The sequence below is a fragment of the Baekduia alba genome, from assembly GCF_028416635.1.
GTDB classification, from domain to species: domain Bacteria; phylum Actinomycetota; class Thermoleophilia; order Solirubrobacterales; family Solirubrobacteraceae; genus Baekduia; species Baekduia alba.
In genome coordinates this window covers 3,414,245-3,435,800 of record NZ_CP114013.1, presented here as the reverse complement: position 1 = coordinate 3,435,800, position 21,556 = coordinate 3,414,245, and the positions used below count along the sequence as shown (strand labels likewise).

Below are 21,556 nucleotides of genomic sequence, written 5' to 3'. Positions count from 1 at the left end.
GCGCGCGCCGACCTATGGGATGAAGCTGAGCCGGAACGGCTGGCGCTCGCACCACCCGCTCAGCTGGGCGCCCATCGACGATCCCGCGCCGCGGTCGTCGCTGCTCGGCACCGACCGATCCAGGATGCTGCACGCCATGCGCCTGATTCGTATCGACCACGTGTCGCTCGACGCCGCCGACCGCGAGGGCACGCTGCGCTGGTACGGCGCGATCCTCGGCCTCGCGCGCGCGGGAACCGGCCCGACCGACGACCCCGGCGAGCCGGTCTTCCTCGGCGCCGACGGCGCGCAGATCGCGCTGTTCGCCGACCGCGCGCCGGGGCTGCGGCACATCGCGCTCGCGACCGACGCCGCGGGCTTCGCGGAGGTGCGCGAGAACCTCGATCGCGCCGGCCACGCATACCGCCTCGAGCACCACGCCGACCACGACTCGCTCTACTTCGACGACCCCGACGGCGCGACGATCGAGGTCATGATCGCGCCCAGCGGCTAGCCGCCGAAGCGCGAGCGCAGCGCCAGCACGTTGGCGACGTAGCGGCGCGTCTCCGGCAGCATGCCGATCTTGCGGACCGAGCCGAGGCCCTGGTAGTAGGCGGCGACCGCGGTGGCGGGGTCGCCGCCGGTGTCGCGCAGCAGGCGGGACAGGAGGATCGAGCCGGCGCGGACGTTGTCGGACGGGGAGGCGGGGTCCAGCGGGCCGGCGCCGAGCTCGTTCTGGACGTAGGTCCACGTGCTCGGCATGACCTGCATGATCCCGCGCGCGTTGGCGACGCTCACCATCGCGTTGTTGAAGCCGGACTCCTGCCAGGCGATCGCGGTCGCCAGCGAGGACGGCGCGCCGTTCGCGCCGGCGATCGAGCCGATCTGGCCCGCGTCGAGCCGGCCCGGCGCGCCGGTCGCGGCGCCCTGGGCGGGGACGTTGGCCGCGGCGGTCGCTGGCACGGTCGCGGCGGGCGCGGCGGCCGGGATCTTCAGGCGGGTGCCGGCGATGACGAAGGCGTTGGGCGCGATCCCGTTGGCGGAGGCCAGCGAGGCGGGCGTGACGCCGTTCGCGGCGGCGATCCCGGTCAGGGTGTCGCCCGGGACGACGAAGTGGCCGCCGCCGGCGGCGCTGCCGCTCGCCGAGGTGGTCGCGCCCGCGGTGGTCGTCGTCGGCGACGTGCTCGGCGCGGCGCCGCTCGGCAGCCGCAGCGACGTCCCGGCGATCAGCGTGCCCTCGGGGCTCACGCCGTTGGTGGCGGCGAGCTGGCCGAGGCTGACGCCGTGCTCGGCCGCGATCGCGCTGAGCGAGTCGCCCAGGCGGACGCGGTAGCCGCCGAACGGCGCGGGCGCCGACGTGACGGTGCCCGCCGCGGTCCCCGGCGCCGGGATCGTCAGCGATCGGCCCTCGATGACGAACGCGTCGGCGGGCAGCCCGTTGGCCGCCGCGAGCTGCGCGGGGGACAGCCCGTTGACCGCCGCGATCCCCGACAACGTCTCCCCGCCCACGATCAGATGCGACGCCGCGCTCGCGGCGCTGGGCGACGCCATGACCACGAGGACGACAAGGAGGACCGACGGGCGGATGCGCATGGCAACCACCTTGCCTCGGGCCCTGCGCGAACGAACGCGGCGCGCGCGATTAGGTCCCCTTGCAACCTGATGTGCATGACGTCCGACGTCGGACTTCAGGTCAGATCGCGCGCGAACGCGAGCGCCAGCCGCGGGTCGCGCCACGTGCCGTCGACGACCGCCTCGACGCGCACGCGGGCTTGGTCGCCGTCCAGCGTGAGCGTCGCGACCTGGTTGCCGTAGGCCGGCCGCTCCACGACACGCCAGTCCAGCGGCAGCGGCGCGACGCCGGTGCCGCGCGCCAGCCGCCGCGCCAGCCGCTCGGCCAAGGCGGTGTGCCCGAAGGCGAGGATCCGGCGCTCGTGGGGCGCGAGCTCCTTGCGGAAAGCCGAGCACACCGCCTGCCAGACCGGGCTGCGCGCCTCCGACCCGTGGCGGAAGCCGACCTCGGCGAGGTAGCAGTGGTGGACGTCGCCGGAGAGCATCACGACCGACGCGGGCGCGTCGCCGCAGCGGCCGTGCGCGACGTCGTCGAGCAGCTCGGCGAGCCGGTGGAACGTGCGCTGGAACGACGCCCAGTGGTCCATCACCGCGATGCGCCGCAGGCGCTCGCCGGCCCATGCGCCGACCCGGCCGCCGCGCGCGCCGTCGGCCAACGCCTCGTCGAAGGCCTCGCCGTGGTGCAGGCCGGGCGCGAGCAGGAACGGCACGGAGCTGGCGAGCAGCAGGTGGCGCGTCGGGCGCGTCGCCTGCTCGCGGATCCACGCCCACTCCTCGTCGCGGATCAGCTCGCGGGCGCCCGGCGTGACGTCGCGGCCGGCGCGCGAGTCGATGACGACCAGGCGCGCGTCGCCGAGCTCGCGCACGAAGCTCCAGCGGCTGTGGCCGGTCTGGCGACCCTCGGTGTCCATCGCCGCCGAGAGCAGGTCGCCAGCGTCCTGCGCCTCGCAGACCAGGTTGTACAACCCGCCGGCGCGCAGCTCCTCGGGCGGGAGGTTGCCGATGTGCTGGAAGACCCAGTAGGCCGCGAGCCCGGCGCGGATGTGGCGGTCGAACCACGGCTCGGCGTTCATCTCGTCCAACCAGCCCTGCGAGATCCGCCACTCGGCGTGGATCTCGTGGTCGTCGAAGACGGTCGTCACGGGCACGGTCGACAGCAGCCAGCGGATCGCGGGATCCGACCAGGCCTCGCCGTAGGCCAGCGCGTAGTCGCAGAAGTCGGCGAGCTCGTCGGGCGGCGCGTCGGCCGGGCGGTCGCGGGCGGCGAGCGTCTCTTGCAGCGCGGGCGAGGGCTGGTCGGCGTAGATCTGGTCGCCGAGCATGAGCAGCATGTCGGGCTTGGCGGTGGCGTCGGCCGCGGCGCAGCGCAGCGCGTAGGCGCGCAGCGCGTCGATGCCCTGGCCGTCGGGGTGCTCGTCGGCGCGCAGGGCGTGCGGCGGCTCGTGGGGCCGGGTGATCCGGCACGAGCCGAAGACGACGTCGAGCGCGCGGTCGGGCGCCAGCAGCCGGATCGTGCTGGCCGGCCAGGAGGAGCCGTCCTCGGGCCAGGCGCGCTCGCCGTCCAGCGCGACCTCGTAGGGGTGGTCGGCGCCGGGAGCGAGGCCCTCGACGGTGAGCAGCGCGAAGTGCAGGCCGCAGACGCACCACGTGCGCTCGCGCGCGCCGAGCACCTCGACCTCGCACGGCACGTCGGTCTGGACCCAGATCGTGGCGCGGCGCTGGTCGACGTAGCGCAGCGTGGGGCCGAGGACGATGCGAGGCACGAGCGGGGGACCTTAGTGGCCGGAGCGCGGGCGCCGGCGCGGCGTGATCACTCGTCGTCGCCGGAGGTGTCGGAGCCCGATTTGCCGGAGCCGGAGTCGCCGGCGTCGGACGAGTCGCCGGGCGCGGTGACCGCCGGCGGCGTGGCGGTGGCCGGGGTCACGGGCGTGGTGGGCTGGGGGACGGCCGTGTCGTCGTCGCCGGAGCCCCTGCCGCTCGACCCGCTCGACCCGCTCGACCCGGAGCCGTCGCTCGACCTGCCGGACCCGCTCGCGCCGCGGCCCGACCCGCCGTCGTCGCGCGTGCCGCGCTGCTCGCCCTTCCCACGCTTCCCGCTGCGGCCGAGGGAGCGCCCGCGGCCGTCGTCGCCGCGGCCAGAGCCCTTGTCATCGTCCTTGCCGCCCTCATCGTCGCGCCTGCCACGCCGGCCGTGCGACGGCACCGTCGCGCCCGACGGCCCCGAGGTGGCGGCGGCGTCATCGGTCACGGCCGGCGCTACCGCGGCCGGCGGCCCCTGACGCGGCGCCTTCCCGCTCCGCCCGCGTCCCTTGTTGTCGTCCTTGCCGCGGCTCCCCGCCGCCGGCCGCTTGCGCGCGGTGGCGACGGTGGTGGTGGGCACCGTCGCCGCCGGCGCCGAGGCGGGCGCCCTCGCCGCGCGCGAGACGGGCGCGGCGTTCGCGGCCGGCTGCGCGACGACCTCCGCCGCGCGCGCCGGGCCGGCGTCGCCGCCGTGCCCGACGACGCGGTCGGTGCCGACCGCCGCGCCGCCGACCAGCGCGCCCGTGGCGACGACCCCGGCCGTCGCCTTCATCAACCCTGCCCCCAGCCCGACCCCTGCGCCGCCCACGACCGCGTCGCCCCACGGCGCGGCGCCGCCGCCGGAGGCCGACAGCAGGTCGGCCAGCCGCACGACCAGCGGGTACGGCGTGATCGCCGTGACCGCGCCGCGCATCGCGACGCGCGCCCGCATAAGGTGCTGGCGCGCCGAGCCCTTGGACACGCCGAGCGCGTCGGCGATCTCCTCGTGCGAGCGGCCCTCCAGCTCGCGCAGGACCAGCGCCGCGCGCTGGCGCTCGGGCAGCGCCTGCAGCGCCGCGACCGTCGCCCGGAACTGCTCGGAGCGCTCGAAGCTCGCGGCGGGGCCGTCGGCCGCCAGCGCCGGGGACGCGGTCGCGTCCTCCAAGGACACGTCGTCGCGCACGCCGCGCAGGACGTTGAGCGACACGTTGTGGGCGATGCGGTACAGCCAGGAACGCAGGTGGCGCACGTCGTCGACCTTCGGCAGGGCGTCGTGGGCGTTGATGAGCGTCTGCTGGACGGCGTCGTCGGCGCGGCTCGGCCCGACGATCCCCGCGCAATAGCGCGTCAACGCGGTTCGGTAGCGAACGACGATCGCGTCGAACGCGGCCTCGTGGCCACCGCGGGCCAGCTCGGCCAGCCGCTCGTCGCTCTGCAGGCGCAGCAGCGAAGAGCCCGCCGCACGGGCGGGATGGCGTAGCGGGGATGACCTCATCGTTGCCTGACCCTGAGCCTTCGACGACGCGTCGATGCTAGCTCTCCGCCCCGCCACCGGCCCGGGGGTCCGCTCCCGGGCGGCGGCGAGGCAGCTCGCGGTCGCCCGCTACTTGAGGATCACGACCTTCTTCCAGGTCGCGTCACCACCGGCGAGCGAGAGCTTGGCGAAGGAGACCTTGGCTCCGGCGACCAGCGCGGCGGTGCCGCACGCGCCGTTGCCGTTCACGTCGCCCTGGCCGTTGTCGTCCTTGGCGTCGTGGTTGGGGCGGTCGTCGCCGCCGTCGTCGTCGCCGTGGCCGTGGCGCGCGGTCGTCGCCGGCGTCTGCGGCGCGGCCGTGACGCAGCGGATCACGGTCTTGGGGCCGACCGTCGCCGCGAACGTCTTCCCGCTCGGCAGCGTGAGCGTCAGCTGGTCGCCGGCGAACGACGCGACGGTCGCGGTCGCGGTGCCGGTCACCTCGTGCGCCTTCGCGTGGTGCTTGTGGTGGTGGCCGTGGTGATGACGACCGTCGTGCGCGGCGGCCACTGACGGGGCCGCGAGGAGGGCCAGCGCGGCGACGGCGCCGGCGATCTTGCTCTTGGACATGGCTCCAGGACACGGGCGCCGCGCGAAGATCACACACCGGATGTCCGGCCAGCGGCGCGGATTCTGGCCAGGACGACGTCTACGATGGGGCGCTCATGGCTCTGGAACCGTCCGTCGTCACCGTCACCGGCCCGGATCGCGCGGCCCTGCTGACGGACCTGACGCTGCGCTTCGGCCACATCGAGCTGGTCAGCGAGCGCGAGATCGTCCTGCCGGGCGGCGGCCGCGGCCACGAGCTCACCGTGCGCCACCGTCCGTTCACGTCGGAGCTGGGCGGCGTCGTCCAGCCGCCTCCGCCCCCCGCGCCCCCGGCGCCTGAGCCGGTCGCGCCGCCGCCCCCGCCGATCGTCGCGGTCCAGCCTGCGCCGGTCGCGCCCGCCCCGGACCCCGAGCCGGCGCCCGCGCCGGTCGCCCCGGCGCCACCCGAGCCGTCCCACGACGCCGAGCGCGCGCTCGCCGAGGCCCAGGAGCAGGCCGCGGCGCTGCTCTCCGAGGCGCGCCTCCAGGCCCAGCAGGCCCTCGACCAGGGCCGCGCCGACGCCGAGCAGCTGCGCCGCGACGCCCAGCAGGAGGCCGATCGCGCCGCCGCCAACGCGCAGGAGGACCGCGACCGCGCCGTCGCCGCCGCCCGCGCGGAGGCCGACGAGCAGCTCGCCGCCGCCAAGGCCGAGTACGACCGGCGCTCCGCCGAGCACGCGGTCGGCGAGGAGCAGCGCATCCAGCAGGCCGTCGCCGCCCGCATCCGGGAGCTCGACAACGACGTCGACGGCAAGCGCGTCGGCGCCGAGCACGAGGCGCGCCGCGTCATCCAGGCCGCGCAGGAGGAGGCCGTCCGGATCAAGCAGGCGGTCGAGCGCGAGCAGGCCGACGCGCGCGTCGAGGCGCGGGGGATCACGCGCGAAGCGCGCGAGCAGGCCGACGCGCTCCTGCGCGAGGCGCGTGCCCAGGCCGATCTCGCCGGCGTCGAGTCCAAGGCGCTGGGCGAGGCGGTCCGCGACGCCCAGCACCGCCTGCGCGAGCTCGGCAGCCAGATCACCCAGCAGCTCCAGGCCGCGCAGAAGGACCTCAACGACCGCACGTCGCTGCACAGCGTCCAGGCGCGCCTGCGCGCCGGCGGCCAGGAGGGCACGGCCACCGAGGTCGCCGAGCACCTGTCGCGGATCCTGCGCAGAGGAGCAGCGCAGGAGGAGCAGTGAGCCTCACGGGCGCGCAGCTGCGCCTCTGGCTCCAGAAATGGCGCTGGTACGAGCAGAACGCGCTGCCGCACAACCGCGCCCGGATCCACTACGAGCTCGCCAAGCGCGACGCGTTCGCGCGCTGGCCGATCCACGGCAACGTGCTGGAGATGCTGCGCGAGCGGCGCCTCGAGTTGGGTCCACACGTCCTCTTCGAGCCCAACGTCTGGCTCACGGGCCCGGCGCCCGCGCGCATCCGCATCGGCGGCGGCACGTTCCTCAACATGGGCGTGATGGTCGCCGCGGTCGCGGAGGTCGCGATCGGCGAGCACTGCATGCTCGCCAACGGCTGCTTCGTCACCGACGGCAACCACCGCTTCGACGACCCGTTCACGCCGGTGCCGTGGCAGGGCTTCACGACCAAGGGCCCGACGACGATCGGCGACAACGTCTGGTGCGGCGCCCACGTCGTCGTCACCTCCGGCGTCACGATCGGCGACCGCTGCGTGATCGGCGCCAACAGCGTCGTGACGACCGACCTGCCGCCCTACTCCATCGCCGCCGGGGCGCCCGCGCGCGTGCTGCGCACGATCGAGTACGCCGAGCACCCGTCCGGCGGCCTGCCGCCGGACGCACCGGTCGCAGGGTGAGCGACTTCGCCCTCAGGGCGAGCTTCCCGGACGCACCTTTTGCAGGGTGAGCGACTTCGCCCTCTGGGCGAACGTCGCATGGCGAGCTCGCTCTCTGGGCGAGCTTCGCCCGGACGCACCTTCTGCAGGGTGAGCGACTTCGCCCTCTGGGCGAACGTCGCATGGCGAACTCGCCCTCTGGGCGAGCTTCGCCCTACTTCTTGACGATGATCACGACGCCGTAGACCACGACGCCGAGGAACGCGGCGGTGCTGACGATCGCGAGCAGGCTGTAGGCCACGCCCGCGGCGCCGCCCGAGCCGTCGCGGCGCGCCTCCATGGCGCGCGCGAAGCCGACGAGCATCAGGGAGTAGGTGATCGCCACGGCCAGGCCGGCCAGCGGCGCGACCCACAGCAGCTCGCCGATCGCGTCCCAGTCGATGGACGCGGAGAGCAACCCCATCCGCCTAGGCCTCCACGCCCGCCGGGCTGGTGATCGCGGGGCCGCGCCGGACGCGCGTCCCGAACGCCGCGGCGATCAGGCCGGCGACGAGCAGCGTCACGACGATGACGCCGAGCGCGTCGTCGCCGAACAGCTGGCTCATCCCGTAGGCCACGCCGCCGATCACGGCCGAGCACGGCAGCGTCAGGACCCACGCGAGCGCGATGTTGCCGGCGACGCCCCAGCGGACCGCGGACAGGCGCTTGGCGGCGCCGGCGCCCATGATCCCGCCGGAGATCACGTGGGTCGTCGAGAGCGGGAAGCCGAGGTGCGAGGCGGTCAGCACCACCGCGGAGCCGGCGCCCTGGGCCGAGAAGCCCTGGGCCGGGTCCATCTTGATGATCCGCGAGCCCATCGTGCGGATGATCCGCCAGCCGCCGAAGTAGGTCCCGAGCGAGATCGCGGTCGCCGAGGAGACGATGACCCACGTCGGGACCTCGAAGTCGTTGGCCGGGAGGTTGCCGTGGGCGATCAGCGCGAGCGTGATGATGCCCATGGTCTTCTGCGCGTCGTTGGTGCCGTGCGCCAGCGAGAAGAGGCTGCCGGTGACGAGCTGGCCGAGGCGATAGCCGCGGTTGACCACGCCGGGCCGCTGCCGGCCGACGACGCGGTAGGCGACGAGGATCGAGGCGCCCGCGACGGCGAACGCCAGCGTCGGCGCGATGAGCGCGGGGATGATGACCTTCTCGATCACGCCGTCGACCTCGATGACGCTGGCGCCCTTGGCGACGAACGCCGAGCCGATCATGCCGCCGATCAGCGCGTGCGACGAGGACGACGGCAGCCCGAACCACCACGTGGCGAGGTTCCAGGCGATCGCGCCGATCAGCCCGCCGAAGACGATCGTGGGGGTGACCGCGTCGGCCTCGACGATGCCCTGAGCGACGGTCGCGGCGACCGCGAGCGAGACGAACGCGCCCGCGAAGTTGAAGATCGCCGACATGAGCACCGCGGCGCGCGGCGACAGCGCCCGCGTCGAGATGCTCGTCGCGATCGCGTTGGCGGTGTCGTGGAAGCCGTTGGTGAAGTCGAACGCCAGCGCCGTGGCGACCACGATGTACAGGACGATGTCGCTGTCCACGGAGAAGTCCTACAACTACGAGTTCTTGATGACGATGCCTTCGAGCACGTTCGCCACGTGCTCGCATGCATCGATCGCCTGCTCGAGGCGCTCGTAGATGTCCTTCCAGCGAATCACGACCATGGGGTCGATGCCGTGGTCGAACAGCGACGCCATCGCCTCGCGCACCACCCGGTCGCCGTCGTTCTCGAGGCGGTTGATCTCGACCGTGTAGTGGCTGAGGTCCTTGAACCCGCGCATGCGCGGCAGTGCCTCGGACACCTGGCGCGTGGCCTGGACCAGGATGTGCGACATCCGGACCGCCTGCTCCATCGGCGCCTCGATCCTGTAGAGGCCCATGTAGTCGGCGACCTCTTCGGTGTAGTCGATGATGTCGTCGAGGGCGGAGGCGAGCGCGAGGATGTCCTCGCGGTCGATGGGCGTCACGAACGTCGCGTTGAGGCGATGGATGATGTCGTGCGTGATCCGGTCGCCCTCCTGCTCGCACACGAGGATGTCGCGGGCGAGCTCCTTGCGATCAGGCCAGCTGCTGAGCATCTGGTCCAGGAGGTCGGCGGCGCGCGCGATGTTGCTCCCCGCCTCCTCGAAGAGGTCGAAGAACTCGCGATCGCGGGGGGCGAAGACCTGAGACAGACGGGCCACGCGCGGCAATGTAGCGCGTGAAAGCGATGTGAACGCGCGCGGCCCGCTCCTGCTCTCGGGTGATCAGTCGGTCAGCTGCGCCTGGAAGGCGGCCGCGCTTTCCGCCGCGGGGACCATCAGGCGTCGCGGAGGCTCTGGCGGAATGCCGCCAGCTCCTCGTCCGGGATCGAGTACCCGTGGTCCGGGCCGGGGTAGCGGCGGGTGCGCACGTCGTCGGCGTAGGCGCCGACGCCGGCCACCATCTCGTCCAGGATGTCGGCGTAGCGCTGCACGAAGCGGGCGCCGCGGCCCTCGCGGATGCCCAGCAGGTCGTGGAAGACCAGGACCTGCCCGTCCGGCGCCGGACCCGCGCCGATGCCGATGACCAGGCAGTCGATCTTCGGCATGACGGCCTCGGCCACGGCGCTCGGGATCGCCTCGAAGACGATGCTGAAGCAGCCCGCGTCCTGGAGGGCAACGGCCTGCTGCGCCACCTGCATCGCCGCCGCCGCCGTGCGGCCCTGCGCGCGGTAGCCGCCGAGCGCGGTCGACGTCTGCGGCGTCAGGCCGACGTGGCCCATCACCGGGATGCCGGCGTTGACGATCGCGCGCGCCCGCGCGACCGACGTCTCGCCGCCGCCCTCGAGCTTGACGGCGTCGGCGCCCGCCTCCTTGACGAAGCGGAACGCGGTCTGCACGGCCTGCTCGTCGGAGACCTCGTAGGAGCCGAACGGCAGGTCGGCGACCAGGAACGGCGTGCTGAGGCCCCGGCGCACGGCCTTGGCCAGGACGAGGAGCTCGTCGAGCTCCACCGCGACCGTCGACGGGTAGCCGAGGACGGTCATCGCGCCGCTGTCGCCGACCAGGACGACGTCGACGCCCGCCTTGTCCACCGCGAGCGCGCTGGGGTAGTCGTAGGCGGTGACCATGACGATCGGCTCGCCGAGGCGCTTCTTCTCGGCCAGCCGCGGGAGCGTCACCGGCAGGCGCGAGGCGTCGGCCGGGACGGTGATGTTGCGCATGGTGGACATGCTCTGCTTCCAACCTCCTGTGAACCGGATCGGTTGACGCCCTCTAGCGGAGGAGGGTCGCCACCGCCGCATCCACGTCGATGATGTTGTTGGTGTCCTGCTCGACGTGGACGACCCGGGGCTCGTAGAGCTCCAGGTCGGCCTCGTCGTATTGCCCGTAGGAGATGACGATGATCGTGTCGCCGCGGTGCACGAGGCGGGCCGCGGCGCCGTTGACCTTCATCGCGCCCGAGCCCGGCTCGCCCGCGATGGTGTAGGTCTCGAAGCGGGCGCCGTTGTCGACATCGACGACGTGCACCTGCTCGTGCTCGAGGATGTTCGCCGCCTCGAGCAGCTCCGGGTCGATGGTGATCGACCCGACGTAATGAAGATCGCTGTCCGTGACCGTGGCACGGTGGATCTTGGACTTCAGCATGACGCGCTGCATCAGCGCTCAGCGCCTCCGTTAGGGGTGAGGATCGTGTTGTCGATGAGTCGCACCGGCCCCACGTGCGCCGCGACCGCCAGGAGCGTGTCCTGGTCGACCGAGCCCACGGGGCGCAGGTCTTCGGGGTCGACGAGCGCGAGGTACTCGGGCTCGACGTCGAAGGGGGTCATCGCGGCGCGGGCCGCGGCGGAGAGCGCCTCCGCGTCGGTGGTGCCGTGCTCGCGCAGCTCGCTCTCGGCCGCGCGCAGGGCGGCGGAGAGCGCGAGCGCCCGCCGGCGGTCCTGGGGGTCGAGGCGCACGTTGCGGCTGGAGAGCGCCAGGCCGTCCGGCTCGCGGACCGTCGGGACGACCTCGATGCGCGCCGGCAGGTCGAGATCGGCGGCGAGGCGCTGGATCACGAGCGCCTGCTGCGCGTCCTTCTGGCCGAACAGCGCCACGTCCGGGCCGACCATGTTGAGGAGCTTGGTCACGACGGTGGTCACGCCATGGAAGTGATCGGCACCGCGGTGCGCGCCCTCGAGGGTCTCGGTCAGCGGACCGGCCACGCGGACCTGCGTGGTGAAGCCGGGCGGGTAGATCTCGTCGGTCGAGGGCGCGAAGAGCAGGTCGGCGCCCGCCTCGTGGGCCAGGCCGGCGTCGCGGTGCTCGTCGCGCGGGTAGGCGGCGAGGTCGGCGCTGTCGTTGAACTGCGCGGGGTTGACGAAGAGCGAGACGACGACGTGGTCGGCGGCGTCGCGGGCGGCGCGGATGAGCGCGAGGTGGCCGTCGTGGAGGGAGCCCATCGTCGGGACCAGGCCGATGGTCTTGCCGCCGCGGCGCGGCTCGGCCAGCGCGGCGCGCAGCTCGGCGACCGTGCGGATCGTTCTCATGCCGCGGCCGCCAGGGTCCGGGTGGCCTCGGTCAGCGCGTCGAAGAGCTCGGCGAGGTCGGGCGTGCGCTCCAGCACCGCGGCGCGCTGGCGGGCGACGGTCTGCTCGTCGCCGCGGGCGATCGGGCCGGTCAGCGCGCGCTCGGGGCCGTCGGCGAGCCAGTTGCTGACGGTCGCGGTGACCAGGGGCGCGAGCGCCGCGCGGTCGAGGTTGCCGACGCGCGTCGCGGCCCATTCGAGCGTGACGAGGAAGTTGGACGCGATCGACGCGGCCGCGTGGTAGGCGGCGCGGTCGTCGTCGGGGACGTCGATCGGGGTCATGCCCAGGGTGGTCGCGAGGTCGCGGGCGAGCCGGCGCGCCTCCGGCGTGCTGCCCGCGACCGCCGCGCTCGCGCCGGTGAAGTCCGCGCCCGCGTGGGTGACGGTCATGAGCGGGTGCAGGGAGAACGCGTTGGCGTGCGTGGCCGTGAGGGGCGCGAGCGTGGTCGCGCCGGAGCAGTGGCCGACGAGGACGTCGGGCGCGACGAGCGCCGCCGCGGCGGCGATCTCGGCGTCCGGGACCGCGAGGACGACCACGGGCGCGCCGGGGGCGGCGGCGCCACGCGGCAGCGGCCCGTCGACGGGCACGCCGAAAGCTCGCAGCGCTGCGGCGAGCGCTGTTCCGAGACGGCCTTGACCCACGACCGCGCAGCGGGGGATGACAGTGGTCATTTCTGGTGTCGGTCCAGCTCCCCGCCAACGGGGATGCCGGTCGCGAAACTCGGTGACCCCCCATGGTACCCCGGAATTAGCGGGATGGCACAGCGGCGCGGTCCGGCCATCGGTCTAGTCTCCAAGCCGTGTCGTCCCCGGACGAACGGCGCGAGGCCCTGAAGGCCCTCTTCCACGAGGCGCGCGGCTGCACGCGCTGCCCCCAACTCGCCCAGACCCGCCACACCGTCGTGTTCGGCGCGGGCAACGCGAACGCCGACCTCATGTTCGTCGGCGAGGCCCCGGGCCGCAACGAGGACGAGCAGGGCCTGCCCTTCGTCGGGCAGGCGGGCCAGCTGCTCGACACGCTGCTGGGCGAGATCGGGCTGTCGCGCGGCGAGGTGTTCATCGCCAACGTCCTCAAATGCGTGCGCTACGACACCAACGTCCAGTTGGGCGATGGATCGTGGGAGACCATCGGGAGGCTGGTGCGCTCCCGCTACGACGGCACCGTCATGTCGGTGGACGCGGACGGCCGCCTCGTCCCGCGCCGGGTCACCGGTTGGCACGCCACGCCGCTGGCCGACCGGCGGGTCTTCAAGGTGTCGTTCCGCTCGGCCAAGGTCAACGGCGCGACGAAGGCGAGCACGACGATGACCGGCGACCACCCGGTCTTGACCAAGCGCGGCTTCGTCAACGCCGAGGATCTCGCCGCCGGCGATCGCGTCGCGACGGGCCAGGGCTTGACGCGGCTGATCAAGGACGTCGTGTGCGGGACGCTCCTCGGCGACGGTTCGATCCGTCGCGGCCAAGCGGCCTTGACCTTCAGCCACTCGGCCAAGCAGGCCGGCTACGCGCGGTTCAAGGCCGACCTCCTCCGCCCACTGCGCATGACCCTCGAGGAGCGCCGGGTGGCCGCGGTGTCGGGCGGGGACGCGGGCCATGACGTGGTGCTCGGGCGCACGCTCGCGCATCGTGGGCTGGGCGTGCTGCGCAACGAGTTCTATCGGGACCGCAAGGTCGTCCCGGCGTGGATCGCGCGGGAGCTGTCGCCGCGGATGCTCGCGTTCTGGTTCATGGACGACGGCTACATGCGAGTGCGCGGCGGCGGGCGGCAGCCGCTGGCCGAGATCGCGACCAACGGCTTCTCCGAGGCTGATCTGCTCGTGCTGCGCGCCGGGCTGCTTCGTCTGGGCCTGCCGGCGAAGGCGAGCCGCGGCCGCCTGTACTTCGACGTCCCGACCTCGCGCGCGCTGAGCGTCGCGATCGCGCCGTTCGTGCCCGAGAGCATGCGGTACAAGCTGCATCCTGAGGTGGCCGAGGAGGTGTCGTTCGACGCGGAGCGGCTCGCGGACGACGGTGAGCCGGACGTGCTGTTCGACGACGTCGAGGTCGAGGAGATCACCGGCCGCCACGGCGACGACCGGACGTTCTTCTGCCTCGACGTCGAGGAGAACCACAACTTCGTCACGGCGGGCGGGGTCGTCCACAACTGCCGCCCGCCCGGCAACCGCGATCCGCATCCCGTCGAGATCGAGCGGTGTCAGGAGTACCTGTTCAAGCAGATCGAGCTGATCCAGCCGGTCGTGATCTGCACGCTCGGGAACTTCGCGACGAAGCTGCTGCGCCACGACACGACCGGGATCATGCGGCTGCATGGGCGGGCCGAGGTGCGGGTCGTCGGGCCGCGGGCGGTGCGGCTGTTCCCGGTCTTCCATCCGGCGGCGGCGCTGTACACGCCGAGCAACGTGGACGTGCTGCGGCGGGACTTCAGCGCGCTGCCGGGGCTGCTCGCGCTGGGCGCGCCGGAGCAGCCGCCGGCGTGGATCGACCCGGCCGTCGAGGAGGAGCCGCTGGTCGAGGTGGAGGTCGGCGACGAGGCGCCGGGCGATGTGGAGGCGCGGGAGACGCGCGAGGCCGAGGCCGAGGCCGCTACGCCGCCGCCCCCGCCCGAGCCGCATCCGGCGCAGCTCGGGCTCTTCTAGCCGACGCCAGCAGCGCCACGGCGGCGAGCGTCGTCACGGCGAGGGCCAGGTCCGCCGCGAGGGCGACGGCCGGCGACGTCGCGAAGTACAGCGTCCCGACCGCCGCGACGCCGAGCGTGGCGCCGACCTGCTGGGCGGTGACCAGGACGCCGGCGGCCGAGCCGGCGAGCGCGGGCGCGATCTGGGCCAGCGACGCGTTGAGCAGCGCGGGGAGGACCAGCCCGTTGCCGGCGCCGATCACCGCCATGAACGGCGCGACCGCGAGGCCGGTGAGCGCGTCGCCGGCCAGCGCGGTCACGGCGACCAGCGCGGCGAGCGTCGCGATGACGACCGCGAGGCCGGCGCGCAGCACCGTCGCCGCGCCGAACCGGGGCGCGAGGCCGCGGCCGCGCACCGACGCCGTGACGAAGCCGACGCCGAGCGGCGCGAACGTCAGCCCGGCGGCCAGCGGCGCGAGGCCGAGCCGGTCCTGGAGCAGCAGCGTGATCACGAGGAAGAAGCTGCTGATCTCCGCGTAGAAGCAGACGTTGATCGCCAGGCCGGCGTCGAAGCCGCGGTCGGCGAAGAGCTCGAGCGGGAGCAGCGGCGCCGCCGCGCGGCGCTGGTGGGCGAGCAGCGCGGCGAGCGCCGCGGGGGCGGCCGCGAGCGCGACGAACGCCCACGCCGGCCAGCCGCTGTCGCGCCCGAGCGTGAGCGGCGCGAGCAGGAGGCCGAGCGCGACGGTGAGCAGCGCGACGCCGGCCGGGTCGAGCCGCGCGGCGCTCGCGGCACGCGTGCGCGGCAGCAGCGCGCGACCGGCGAGGAGCGCCGCCGCGCCGATCGGGACCTGGATCAGGAAGGCCGTGCGCCAGCCGAGGCCGAAGGAGTCGGCGGCGAGCAGCACGCCGCCGAGGACCTGGCCGGCGACGCTGCCGGCGCCCGCGACGGCGCCGAAGGCCGCGAAGGCCCGCGGCCGTTCGGTTGGGCCGAACAGGTCCTGGATCGTCGCGAGGACCTGCGGGACCATCGTGGCGGCGCCGGCGCCCTGGAGCAGGCGGGCGGCGACGAGGGTCTCCACGGTCGGCGCGGCGCCGCACAGCGTCGACGAGCACGTGAACAGCGCCATGCCGGCCAGGAACAGCGGCCGGCGGCCGTAGCGGTCGCCGAGGCGCGCGCCGGTGACGAGGCCGACGGCGTAGGTGAAGGAGTATCCGGCGATCACGAGCTGGAGCGCGCCGTCGCCGGCGTCGAGGTCGCGGGCGATCGAGGGGGCGCCGACGTTGACGACGAAGAGGTCGAAGAGCGCGAGGAAGCTGGCAGTCAGCACGACGGCCAGCGCCCACCAGCGCCGGGGATCGGGTGGGGTCATCCCGCAAGGACATCACTGCGCCGGACACCGATCCACGACGCGTCGCCGCACGCCCGTTCGGTCTGGCCTAACGTGGTCGGTCAGCCATGGAGCTCCGCCACCTTCGCTACTTCGTCGCGGTCGCCGAGGCCGGGCACTTCGGCCGCGCCGCCGCGGCGCTGCACGTCTCGACGCCGACGCTCAGCGAGCAGGTCCGGGCGCTGGAGGAGGAGGTCGGCGCGCCGCTGCTCGTCCGCCATCCGCGCGGCGCGTCGCCGACGGCCGCCGGCGAGGCGTTGCTGGTCGAGGCCCGGACCGTGCTGCTGGCGGCCGACACCGCGCTGCGCGAGGCCCGCCGCGCCGCGGGCATCGACGACGGCGCGCTGCGGCTCGGGCTCCTGACCGGCGCCCCGCCGTGGTTGCCCGAGCGGCTGGGCGCGATCCTGGAGCGCGCCGCGCCCGGCCACCGTCCGGCGTTCGTCGGCGGCTCGACGAGCTACCAGCTCGGCCTGCTGGAGCGCGGCGAGCTCGACCTCGCGCTGACCCGCGACACGCCCGAGGACGGCGGCTACGAGCACCTGGCGCTCGTCGACGAGGAGCTCGGCGTCGTCGTGCCCGCCGGCCACCCGCTCGCCGAGCAGGCCGAGGTGGCGTGCGCCGACCTGTCCGGCCAGGAGCTCGTCTGGTACCCGCGCCACCGCGCGCCGCGGCTGTTCGACGAGGTCATGGCGACGATCGAGCGGCTCGGCGGCCGGCCGGAGATCAGCACCAGCGCGATGGCGGTCGAGGCGATCCGAACCGCGCTGCCGCTGCTCGACGGCGCGATCACGCTCGGCTCGACGCGGATGCACAGCGAGGACGGCACGCTGATCTGGCGGCCGCTGGTCGGCCGGCCGCTGTCGATCACCGTGTGGGCGGTGTGGCGCTCGCGGCCGCGCGACCCGGCGCTGCGGGCGTTCGTGAAGGCGCTGCGCAAGGCGGTCGCGCGCGGTCCGCTCGCCGGCGAGCCGAGCTAGCGCATGCACCCGTAGTCGGCCGCGTTCGCGGTGCGCCGGTGCCCGACGAAGCAGCCGTTGCCGAGCACCATGACGTCGTAGGTCGCGGGCGGGAGCGCGTGCAGCGCGATGACGCAGGCGTAGAGCCGGCGCGGATGGCCGCCGAACGAGACCTCGCCGATCCTGCGGTCCGCGGCGGTCGCCCGCCGGCACTGCGCGGCGCGCGCCTCGTTGTTGGGGTTCTTGACGATCGCCAGCTCCAGGCGGGCGACGGTCGTGTCGGCGACGGGGTGGGCGATGACGCTCGCGGTCGCCGTCGGCAGCATGTCCTGGTCGTCGCTCCCGCTGCCGCAGGACGCCAGCGGGAGCGCCAGCGCGACGGTGAGGATCGGTGCGCGGACGCGCATGCGCACAGCATCGCGCACCGGCGGAGCCCGTGGGACATATCTTCTGTGTCATGGCTCGTCAGATCGCGCTGCTGCGCGGCGTCAACGTCGGCGCGAAGAAGGTCGCGATGGCCAAGCTGCGCGAGATCTTCGCCGAGCTGGGCTTCACCGACGTCAAGACCTACGTCAACAGCGGCAACGTCGTCTTCAGCGGTCGCAAGGCGAGCGTGAAGAAGATCGAGGCCGCGATCGCCGCCGAGTTCGGCTTCGACGTCCCGGTCGTGATCCGCACGCGCGACGAGCTCGCGGCCGTCGCCGAGGCCAACCCGCTGGCGCAGGTCGCGACCAACGCGTCGCGGTACCTCGTGCTCTTCAGCGGCGGCGGCGCGATCGACGCGGCCAAGGCCGAGGGCGTGACGGTCGGCAAGGGCGAGGCCTACGAGATCGTCGGCCGCGAGGCCTACCTGTGGCTGCCCGACGGGATCCACGCGTCGCCGCTGGTGAAGGGGCTGACCGAGAAGCGCCTCGGCGTCGCGCCGCTGACCGGCCGCAACTGGCGGACGGTCGAGAAGCTGCTCGCGCTGGCCGACGCCGACGGGTCCTAGGCGTCGAACAGCGTCCGCGAGTCCCGGCCCTGGTGGGTCTCGGCCAGCGCGGTGATCGCGTCGACCGTGCGGCGCAGCTCGTCGACGTAGGGCTGGGCGGCGGGCCCGAGCCGCTCGCGCTCGCGCTCGAAGGCGACGGCGAGCTCGCGGTAGTAGACGCGCGTCGCCAGGCCCTGGCCTTGGCCGAAACGCGCCCAGATCTCGTCGCCCAGCGTGCGGTAGTCGAGCAGGATCGCGCGCGCGTTGTGCACCTTGTCGGCGAGCGAGACGCGCAGCGCGGCGGGTGACCGGGAGGTGAAGCCGCCGAGGTAGGCGCGCTTGCGGGCGTACCAGCCGGCGCCGCCATCGTTGTTGTCGTCCTTGGGGTCGAGCGTGTCGGAGTTGGCCGCGACGAGCGCCGCGACGACGGGGCCGAACGCCGCCTCGATCTCGGCCAGCGCCGGCCGGCCGCCGCCGTCCTCGACGACGTCGTGCAGCAGGGCGCCGATCGCCTCGTCCTCGTCGCCGTGCATCTCCAAGACCAGCGACGCGACGGCGAGGATGTGCGCCGCGTACGGGATCGGCGTGCCCTTGCGCAGCTGCCGGGCGTGATGGCGCGTCGCGTAGTGCAGCGCGGCGTCGAAGCGGGCGGTCAGCAGCGGCGTGTCGGTGAACGACTCGGGCACGGCGGAGCCCTAGCGTGCCACGCGCCGGGGACGTGCGCCGAGGTCGGCCAGCAGCGCGTCCCAGCCGGCGGGGTCGGCGGGCGTGCGGGCGGGGACGCCGGGCGGGACCGGAACCGTTTCGACGAGGCGCTCGCCGCCGCTGGTCGCCGGCAGCGCGGCGAGGATCTCCTGCGGGTCGCCCTTGGCCACCGCGAGCACCCGGACTCCGCGGGAGGCGAGGAGCGCGGCGGCGAGGGCGGTGCCGTCGTCCTCGCCGGCGACGACGAGCGTCGCGCCGGTGCCGTCGGCGGGCAGGTAGAGCTTGCCGGTCGCGCCCTGGCTCCAGCGCCGGACCTTGACGCCGTCGGCGACGAACGTGCGGGTGAGCGTCCGGTTGGAGGCCGCGCCGTCGGGGTCCTCGACGCGGATGTCGAGCTCGACCGGGCGCAGCGACCGCAGCGCCGCGGTCACGCCCGCGCTGGCCTTCGCGGGCGTCCAGCGCAGCGCGTCGGGCGCGGTGCCCTCGGCGCGCCAGACGAAGCCTTCGTCGTCGCGGATCCGCGCCCGCCACGTCAAGGACGTGTCGGGCGGCGCGCCGCTGACGTCGAGCAGCAGCGGGTCGTCGATCAGGCCGGGGGCGGCGCCGCGGATCTCCAGCATCGCCCCACAGCATGGCGGTCAGCCCTGGGGCGCGTCCTCGCCGTCGCCGCAGCGCCGGGAGCACCTCCGCGCCGTAGCGCCGGATCGACGTCGCCGGGTCGAGGTCGCCGATGCTCTGGAGGCAGATGGCGCTGACGGCCGGGTCGATCGCCAGCAGCTCGCGGATGCGGCGGACGTGCCCGTCGACGTCGGCGCTGATCAGGAAGCCCTCGTGCGCGAATTCCTCGTCGCTCATGCGCTCCTCGGCCTCGCGCGCCATGACGTCGAGATCATGGTGGTCTTCGAGGTAGCGCTCCGGGAACTGCGTGGTCTTCCACTTCTTGGTGGCTTTGATCAGCGCCGGCTCGTCGTCGCCCAGGGGGCCGCGCGGGAACCAGGAGACGAAGTGGTCGGAGCAGCCGATGGCGTCGAAGTCCGCGGCATCCGCGACCTTCGCCTGCTCGAGCATCTGCGACGGTGGGAACTCCTCCGTAGAAGCGGCAAACCAGAACTGCGTCACGTCAGCGGTCCTTCCAACGATTGCCGGCAGCGAACCAGAGCTGGGTCATGCCGCCGCGCTACCCGCGACGGGCGGCGCGCAGTGCGGCGAGCTGGGCGCGCTCGCGGCCGGCGTCGCGGCGGGCCACGGCGCGCGCGGCGGCGCGCGTGGCGAAGGTGAGCGCCTGGGCGGCGTCGTCGAGCGCGAGCGCCCGGACGCCGAGGTTGGCGCGCACGACGTCGCGGCGGCGCCGGGCCAGCAGCGCGTGCGGCTCGCCGCCGTAGGCGGGGCCGGTGCTGTGGCCGCCGCGGTGCTCGAGCGTCAGGTCGGCGTGCAGCATGGTGGGGACGCCGGCCGCGCGGGCGCGCAGGCAGAGGTCCAGGTCCTCGAAGAACAGGAACTGCTCGGCGTCGAACGGGCCGAGCCGGCGCAGCGTGTCGGTCCGGGCCGCGACCGCGGCCGCGATCGCCCAGCCGACCCGCCGTTCCGGGGCGTCGGCGCGCCACGGGTCGGCGCGGTTGCGCAGGGGCGGCGGCAGGACGCGCGGATGGACGAGCGCGGGCAGGAGCGCGGCGGGCCGGCCCGGCACCGGATGGGCGCTGCGCTGGACCGAGCCGTCGGGGTTCAGCAGGCGCGGGACGTGCAGGGCGTCCTCGCGCCGGGCGTGGCGGGCGAGGTGGTCGAGCACCGCGGGCTCGTGGACCACGATGTCCGGGTTGAGCAGGAGCGTGACCGACGACGTGACGCGCGCCACGCCGGCGTTGTTGGCCGCGCCGAAGCCGACGTCGCCCGCCTCGACGACCTCCGCGCCCCACGCCGCCGCGACCGCCGGCCCGTCGTCGGAGGAGCCGGCGTCGACGACGACCAGCTGCGGCCGCGCCGCCAGCGGCTCGAGCGAGCGCAGCAGCCGCCGCAGGTCGTCGACGGAGTCGTGCAGGACGCAGACGATCGAGGCGGACGTCATGGCCCGGCCGCCTCGCGGTCGCGCCGCGCGGCGCCGCGCGGCACGCGATCGACGGGGGCCGAGGTCATGGGCCGGCCGCCTCGGCCAGCACGGCGCGGAGGTCGCAAGCCGCCTCGGCCCAGGTGCGCGGCGGCGGGAGCTCGGCGACCAGGCGCGCGCGCTCGGCCGGCAGGCGGCGCAGCGCGTCGGCCAGCGCGCCGGCGTCGCCAGGCGGGAAGCGCAGCGTGCCCGGCAGGCGCAGCGTCGGGAGGTCGGACACGATCGACGGAGTCCCGTGCGCGGCGGCCTCGCGCGGCGGCAGGCCGAAGCCCTCCAGGTAGGAGGGCAGCACGACCGCGTCGGCGCCGGCGTACAGCGCGTGGAGCTCGGCGTCGCTGACGTGGCCGAGGTGCGTCGCGCCCGGGACGGCCTCGCGGCCCTCGCCGGCCACGAGCAGCTCGACGCCGTCGAGCGCCGCGCGCGTCCACGCCGCGCCCAGCACGTCCAGCCCCTTGCGCGGCTCCAGCGCGCCGACGTACAGGACGTAGCGCCCGGCCCGCGGCACGACGCCCGCGACATGGTCCACGCCCGGCTCCACGACGCGCGCCTCGACGCCCCAGCGCGCCCGCACCGCGGCGGCGACCGCCGGCGCGTCGCAGACCACGACCCGCGCCCGCCGGGCCAGCGCCGCCGGCCGCGCGACGCGGTGCCACAGGCGCTCGTAGCGCGTGAAGTCGTCAGGCCGGTCCTCCCACGACAGGTCGTGCACCGTCAGGACGTAGGGCCCGCCGATCGCGACCGGCGCCGGCGCGGGCAGCCAGGTGACATCGACCGCCCCGCTCCCGCCGAGCAGCGTGTCGACGCGCGGACGCCCCGCCACCGCGCCCGCCATGTGCAGGACGCGCGACGGCACCCGCGTCCGCCGCAGCGCGACGCCGGCCAGCGGATCGACCGCCTCGCGGCCCGGGACCAGCGCGCGCACGGCGACGCCGTCGAGCGCAGCCAGCGCCTCGACCATCCGACGCGTGTACCGCGCGACGCCGCGGCGCGCCGCCAGCGCCCGGGCATCGACCCCGACGAGCATTCGGCCCGGAAT

Annotated in this window: 24 protein-coding genes; 6 read left to right on the top strand and 18 right to left on the bottom strand. The window is 74.6% G+C overall.

All coding sequences use genetic code 11. The annotated features are described in order from the left end of the window. Nucleotides 1-12: 12 nt before the first annotated feature. Nucleotides 13-138: a hypothetical protein gene (locus tag DSM104299_RS17360; RefSeq protein WP_272472901.1), complete on the bottom strand. Its 126-nt coding sequence runs from the start codon at nucleotides 136-138 to the stop codon at nucleotides 13-15. Between DSM104299_RS17360 and DSM104299_RS17355 the strand changes: the two genes are divergently transcribed. After that, a complete protein-coding gene (locus tag DSM104299_RS17355; protein ID WP_272472900.1) occupies nucleotides 137-493 on the top strand; it encodes a VOC family protein in 357 nt (118 codons plus the stop codon). The two genes, DSM104299_RS17360 and DSM104299_RS17355, sit on opposite strands and share 2 nt — an antisense overlap. On the opposite strand, the gene DSM104299_RS17350 is transcribed toward DSM104299_RS17355, so the two are convergent. The 4 genes from DSM104299_RS17350 to DSM104299_RS17335 form a co-directional block, all read right to left on the bottom strand. After that, a complete protein-coding gene (locus DSM104299_RS17350; protein WP_272472899.1) occupies nucleotides 490-1,572 on the bottom strand; it encodes a lytic transglycosylase in 1,083 nt (360 codons plus the stop codon). The two genes, DSM104299_RS17355 and DSM104299_RS17350, sit on opposite strands and share 4 nt — an antisense overlap. Nucleotides 1,573-1,667: 95 nt before the next feature. Beyond that, entirely contained in the window at nucleotides 1,668-3,314 is a 1,647-nt protein-coding gene (locus DSM104299_RS17345) for an alkaline phosphatase D family protein (protein ID WP_272472898.1), read from the bottom strand. A 47-nt stretch (nucleotides 3,315-3,361) separates the two neighbouring features. Next, nucleotides 3,362-4,825, bottom strand: coding sequence for an RNA polymerase sigma factor (locus tag DSM104299_RS17340; protein WP_272472897.1), 1,464 nt, complete (start codon nucleotides 4,823-4,825; stop codon nucleotides 3,362-3,364). Nucleotides 4,826-4,933: 108 nt separating this feature from the next. Beyond that, a complete protein-coding gene (locus DSM104299_RS17335; RefSeq protein WP_272472896.1) occupies nucleotides 4,934-5,413 on the bottom strand; it encodes a hypothetical protein in 480 nt (159 codons plus the stop codon). Between the two features lie 95 nt (nucleotides 5,414-5,508). On the opposite strand from DSM104299_RS17335, the gene DSM104299_RS17330 reads away from it, so the two are divergent. Next, nucleotides 5,509-6,609 carry a coiled-coil domain-containing protein gene (locus DSM104299_RS17330; protein ID WP_272472895.1) on the top strand — a complete coding sequence of 367 codons (1,101 nt, stop codon included), beginning with the start codon at nucleotides 5,509-5,511 and terminating at the stop codon, nucleotides 6,607-6,609. Beyond that, a complete protein-coding gene (locus DSM104299_RS17325; RefSeq protein ID WP_272472894.1) occupies nucleotides 6,606-7,238 on the top strand; it encodes an acyltransferase in 633 nt (210 codons plus the stop codon). Before DSM104299_RS17330 ends, DSM104299_RS17325 begins: the two co-directional genes overlap by 4 nt. A 193-nt stretch (nucleotides 7,239-7,431) precedes the next feature. Here the strand turns inward: DSM104299_RS17325 and DSM104299_RS17320 are convergent, their stop codons facing one another. From DSM104299_RS17320 to DSM104299_RS17290, 7 genes are all read right to left on the bottom strand, one after another. Continuing rightward, a complete protein-coding gene (locus DSM104299_RS17320; RefSeq protein ID WP_272472893.1) occupies nucleotides 7,432-7,680 on the bottom strand; it encodes a hypothetical protein in 249 nt (82 codons plus the stop codon). A gap of 4 nt (nucleotides 7,681-7,684) precedes the next feature. Continuing rightward, complete coding sequence (locus tag DSM104299_RS17315) at nucleotides 7,685-8,800, bottom strand: inorganic phosphate transporter (protein WP_272472892.1); 1,116 nt, start codon at nucleotides 8,798-8,800, stop codon at nucleotides 7,685-7,687. A 15-nt stretch (nucleotides 8,801-8,815) separates the two neighbouring features. Further along, a complete protein-coding gene (locus DSM104299_RS17310) occupies nucleotides 8,816-9,442 on the bottom strand; it encodes a DUF47 domain-containing protein (RefSeq protein WP_272472891.1) in 627 nt (208 codons plus the stop codon). Between the two features lie 116 nt (nucleotides 9,443-9,558). Continuing rightward, entirely contained in the window at nucleotides 9,559-10,452 is an 894-nt protein-coding gene (gene panB, locus DSM104299_RS17305) for a 3-methyl-2-oxobutanoate hydroxymethyltransferase (RefSeq protein WP_272472890.1), read from the bottom strand. Nucleotides 10,453-10,495: 43 nt separating this feature from the next. Beyond that, a complete protein-coding gene (gene panD / locus DSM104299_RS17300; protein ID WP_272472889.1) occupies nucleotides 10,496-10,879 on the bottom strand; it encodes an aspartate 1-decarboxylase in 384 nt (127 codons plus the stop codon). Then, on the bottom strand, nucleotides 10,879-11,748 hold the full coding sequence (gene panC / locus DSM104299_RS17295; RefSeq protein ID WP_272472888.1) for a pantoate--beta-alanine ligase: 870 nt from the start codon (nucleotides 11,746-11,748) through the stop codon (nucleotides 10,879-10,881). The genes panD and panC overlap by 1 nt, the downstream gene beginning before the upstream one ends. After that, the gene (locus DSM104299_RS17290) at nucleotides 11,745-12,374 is read right to left on the bottom strand and encodes a DUF2520 domain-containing protein (protein WP_272472887.1); all 630 of its coding nucleotides are present in this window, start codon (nucleotides 12,372-12,374) and stop codon (nucleotides 11,745-11,747) included. Before DSM104299_RS17290 ends, panC begins: the two co-directional genes overlap by 4 nt. Nucleotides 12,375-12,586: 212 nt before the next feature. Here DSM104299_RS17290 and DSM104299_RS17285 point away from each other — a divergent pair, with 212 nt between their 5' ends. After that, entirely contained in the window at nucleotides 12,587-14,422 is a 1,836-nt protein-coding gene (locus tag DSM104299_RS17285) for a uracil-DNA glycosylase family protein (protein WP_272472886.1), read from the top strand. Here DSM104299_RS17285 and DSM104299_RS17280 read toward each other — a convergent pair. Further along, nucleotides 14,370-15,770, bottom strand: coding sequence for an MFS transporter (locus DSM104299_RS17280; protein ID WP_272472885.1), 1,401 nt, complete (start codon nucleotides 15,768-15,770; stop codon nucleotides 14,370-14,372). The genes DSM104299_RS17285 and DSM104299_RS17280 overlap by 53 nt on opposite strands. Before the next feature lie 86 nt (nucleotides 15,771-15,856). Here DSM104299_RS17280 and DSM104299_RS17275 point away from each other — a divergent pair, with 86 nt between their 5' ends. Next, nucleotides 15,857-16,765 carry a LysR family transcriptional regulator gene (locus tag DSM104299_RS17275; RefSeq protein ID WP_272472884.1) on the top strand — a complete coding sequence of 303 codons (909 nt, stop codon included), beginning with the start codon at nucleotides 15,857-15,859 and terminating at the stop codon, nucleotides 16,763-16,765. Here DSM104299_RS17275 and DSM104299_RS17270 read toward each other — a convergent pair. After that, nucleotides 16,762-17,151, bottom strand: a complete 390-nt coding sequence (locus DSM104299_RS17270) for a hypothetical protein (protein ID WP_272472883.1) — start codon at nucleotides 17,149-17,151, stop codon at nucleotides 16,762-16,764. The two genes, DSM104299_RS17275 and DSM104299_RS17270, sit on opposite strands and share 4 nt — an antisense overlap. 50 nt (nucleotides 17,152-17,201) lie before the next feature. Here DSM104299_RS17270 and DSM104299_RS17265 point away from each other — a divergent pair, with 50 nt between their 5' ends. Further along, on the top strand, nucleotides 17,202-17,735 hold the full coding sequence (locus DSM104299_RS17265; RefSeq protein WP_272472882.1) for a DUF1697 domain-containing protein: 534 nt from the start codon (nucleotides 17,202-17,204) through the stop codon (nucleotides 17,733-17,735). Here the strand turns inward: DSM104299_RS17265 and DSM104299_RS17260 are convergent. From DSM104299_RS17260 to DSM104299_RS17245, 4 genes are all read right to left on the bottom strand, one after another. Beyond that, complete coding sequence (locus tag DSM104299_RS17260; RefSeq protein ID WP_272472881.1) at nucleotides 17,732-18,400, bottom strand: HD domain-containing protein; 669 nt, start codon at nucleotides 18,398-18,400, stop codon at nucleotides 17,732-17,734. The two genes, DSM104299_RS17265 and DSM104299_RS17260, sit on opposite strands and share 4 nt — an antisense overlap. A 9-nt stretch (nucleotides 18,401-18,409) precedes the next feature. Continuing rightward, nucleotides 18,410-19,039, bottom strand: coding sequence for a hypothetical protein (locus tag DSM104299_RS17255; protein ID WP_272472880.1), 630 nt, complete (start codon nucleotides 19,037-19,039; stop codon nucleotides 18,410-18,412). Between the two features lie 557 nt (nucleotides 19,040-19,596). After that, nucleotides 19,597-20,481 (bottom strand): glycosyltransferase family 2 protein, encoded by an 885-nt coding sequence (locus tag DSM104299_RS17250; RefSeq protein ID WP_272472879.1) that lies wholly within the window; start codon nucleotides 20,479-20,481, stop codon nucleotides 19,597-19,599. Between the two features lie 64 nt (nucleotides 20,482-20,545). Further along, the gene (locus tag DSM104299_RS17245) at nucleotides 20,546-21,544 is read right to left on the bottom strand and encodes a glycosyltransferase (protein WP_272472878.1); all 999 of its coding nucleotides are present in this window, start codon (nucleotides 21,542-21,544) and stop codon (nucleotides 20,546-20,548) included. Nucleotides 21,545-21,556: the final 12 nt, after the last annotated feature.

Bases quoted from the DNA above. Each gene is read 5' to 3' on its own strand.
- DSM104299_RS17355 (WP_272472900.1), top strand. From the start codon at position 137: ATGCGCCTGATTCGTATCGACCACGTGTCGCTCGACGCCGCCGACCGC.
- DSM104299_RS17360 (WP_272472901.1), bottom strand. From the start codon at position 138: ATGGCGTGCAGCATCCTGGATCGGTCGGTGCCGAGCAGCGACGACCGC.
- DSM104299_RS17350 (WP_272472899.1), bottom strand. From the start codon at position 1,572: ATGCGCATCCGCCCGTCGGTCCTCCTTGTCGTCCTCGTGGTCATGGCG.
- DSM104299_RS17340 (WP_272472897.1), bottom strand. From the start codon at position 4,825: ATGAGGTCATCCCCGCTACGCCATCCCGCCCGTGCGGCGGGCTCTTCG.
- DSM104299_RS17335 (WP_272472896.1), bottom strand. From the start codon at position 5,413: ATGTCCAAGAGCAAGATCGCCGGCGCCGTCGCCGCGCTGGCCCTCCTC.
- DSM104299_RS17330 (WP_272472895.1), top strand. From the start codon at position 5,509: ATGGCTCTGGAACCGTCCGTCGTCACCGTCACCGGCCCGGATCGCGCG.
- DSM104299_RS17320 (WP_272472893.1), bottom strand. From the start codon at position 7,680: ATGGGGTTGCTCTCCGCGTCCATCGACTGGGACGCGATCGGCGAGCTG.
- panB (WP_272472890.1), bottom strand. From the start codon at position 10,452: ATGTCCACCATGCGCAACATCACCGTCCCGGCCGACGCCTCGCGCCTG.
- panD (WP_272472889.1), bottom strand. From the start codon at position 10,879: ATGCAGCGCGTCATGCTGAAGTCCAAGATCCACCGTGCCACGGTCACG.
- panC (WP_272472888.1), bottom strand. From the start codon at position 11,748: ATGAGAACGATCCGCACGGTCGCCGAGCTGCGCGCCGCGCTGGCCGAG.
- DSM104299_RS17280 (WP_272472885.1), bottom strand. From the start codon at position 15,770: ATGACCCCACCCGATCCCCGGCGCTGGTGGGCGCTGGCCGTCGTGCTG.
- DSM104299_RS17275 (WP_272472884.1), top strand. From the start codon at position 15,857: ATGGAGCTCCGCCACCTTCGCTACTTCGTCGCGGTCGCCGAGGCCGGG.
- DSM104299_RS17270 (WP_272472883.1), bottom strand. From the start codon at position 17,151: ATGCGCGTCCGCGCACCGATCCTCACCGTCGCGCTGGCGCTCCCGCTG.
- DSM104299_RS17265 (WP_272472882.1), top strand. From the start codon at position 17,202: ATGGCTCGTCAGATCGCGCTGCTGCGCGGCGTCAACGTCGGCGCGAAG.
- DSM104299_RS17255 (WP_272472880.1), bottom strand. From the start codon at position 19,039: ATGCTGGAGATCCGCGGCGCCGCCCCCGGCCTGATCGACGACCCGCTG.
- DSM104299_RS17250 (WP_272472879.1), bottom strand. From the start codon at position 20,481: ATGACGTCCGCCTCGATCGTCTGCGTCCTGCACGACTCCGTCGACGAC.
- DSM104299_RS17245 (WP_272472878.1), bottom strand. From the start codon at position 21,544: ATGCTCGTCGGGGTCGATGCCCGGGCGCTGGCGGCGCGCCGCGGCGTC.